Source organism: Achromobacter sp. RW408 (genome assembly GCF_003184165.1).
In the GTDB taxonomy this organism is placed as follows: domain Bacteria; phylum Pseudomonadota; class Gammaproteobacteria; order Burkholderiales; family Burkholderiaceae_B; genus Achromobacter; species Achromobacter xylosoxidans.
This window is the reverse complement of record NZ_QHHO01000025.1, coordinates 1-1,061: the sequence shown is the minus strand read 5'-3', so window position 1 is coordinate 1,061 and position 1,061 is coordinate 1. Positions and strand designations below refer to the sequence as shown.

Below are 1,061 nucleotides of genomic sequence, written 5' to 3'. Positions count from 1 at the left end.
TGCGTCGATTGCAGCCTGTGCGTGCAGGTGTGCCCGACCGGCATCGACATCCGCGACGGGCTGCAATACATGTGCATCGGCTGCGGCGCCTGTATCGACGCCTGCGAGCAGGTGATGGACAAGATGCAGTACCCGTCCGGGCTGATCCGCTACACCTCGGAGCGGGCGATGCTGGAAGGGCTGTCGACCCAGAGCGCGCGCTCGCACCTGCTGCGCCCGCGCGTGCTGATCTACGGCACGCTGATCCTGGGGCTGGCGGTGGCATTCGTGGTGTCGCTGACGCTGCGCAACCCGCTGCGGGTGGACGTGATCCGCGATCGCGGCGTGCTGGGGCGCGAGGTGGCCGGCGGCATGATCGAGAACGTGTATCGGCTGCAGATCATCAACACCTCGGACTCGCCGCTGCGCTTGCGGCTGTCGGCCGACGGCATGCCCGGACTGGCGGTGCGCGCCGGGCAGGGCGAGTCGGACGTGGTGGATGTCGAGGCGGCGGCCAACAAGCTGGTGCCGATGGTGATCCGCGCGCCGGCCGGGGCCGAGCCGGGCGCGCACCCGATCACGCTGCGGGCCCGCGCCCACGATCAAGAGAACCGGCCGGTCGAAACCGACGAAGCCGCGAGTTTTTATGTCCCCGAGTGATTCCGAACCAAGGATGCCAACGATGAATACTGTCCATCTTGCCGCGCCGATGCCGGCGAAACCCTGGTACCGCGAGTTCTGGCCGTGGTTCCTGATGGCCGGGCCGTTCCTGGCGGTGATCGGCTGTGCCATCACGATCTACCTGGCCTATACGCAGTTCGGCAACCAGCCGATCCAGGAAGGCGTGGTCAAGCGCGGACTGGTGATCGAGCAGATGGAGCCGCTGCCGACGCCGCCGGCCGCGGTCGGCGTTCGTTGATGATTTCCGGAGGCGCGCCATGGGGTTGAGGTCGTTGATGTGGATACTGTGGCCGTCGTTCCTGGCGGCGGCCGTGGGCAGCGCGATTGTTTTTGCGTTGATCGACCCGTTGGATGTGGCGGTGTTCGGATATGTGCCGACGGGGCGGGTGGGGTTCTATACC

2 protein-coding genes are annotated in these 1,061 nt (G+C 66.9%); both read left to right on the top strand.

The features are described from left to right. A partial coding sequence (locus DK459_RS07440; RefSeq protein ID WP_278045114.1) for a FixG Ig-like domain-containing protein occupies window positions 1-639 on the top strand: 639 nt, incomplete at its 5' end. 22 nt (window positions 640-661) lie between these two features. Beyond that, window positions 662-898: a FixH family protein gene (locus DK459_RS07435; protein WP_020929008.1), complete on the top strand. Its 237-nt coding sequence runs from the start codon at window positions 662-664 to the stop codon at window positions 896-898. The last annotated feature ends 163 nt before the right edge of the window (window positions 899-1,061 follow it).